The following is a 255-nucleotide window of genomic DNA, read 5'->3' as shown; positions in this document are numbered from 1 at the left end:
AACAATTCAAGTGGCTCACGTAAGTGAAACCTATTTGGGTTGTATGGTTAAGCGACTAAGCGTATACGGTGGATGCCTTGGCAGTCAGAGGCGATGAAGGACGTAGTAACTTGCGAAAAGCGTTGGCAAGCTAGTAACAAGCATTTGAGCTAACGATGTCCGAATGGGGGAACCCGGCCGCATAAGCGGTCATCATTAAGTGAATACATAGCTTAATGAGGCAAACGAGGGGAACTGAAACATCTAAGTACCCTT

At 46.3% G+C, this 255-nt stretch carries 1 rRNA gene; it reads left to right on the top strand.

The annotated features are described in order from the left end of the window. Positions 1 to 45: 45 nt before the first annotated feature. A 23S ribosomal RNA gene (locus MMG82_RS21495) occupies positions 46 to 255 on the top strand; the annotation flags it as partial.

The organism is Shewanella sp. MM_2022_3, assembly GCF_022557375.1.
Taxonomy (GTDB): domain Bacteria; phylum Pseudomonadota; class Gammaproteobacteria; order Enterobacterales; family Shewanellaceae; genus Shewanella; species Shewanella xiamenensis.
The sequence above is the reverse complement of the archived record's forward strand: the minus strand, read 5'-3'. Positions and strand labels throughout refer to the sequence as shown.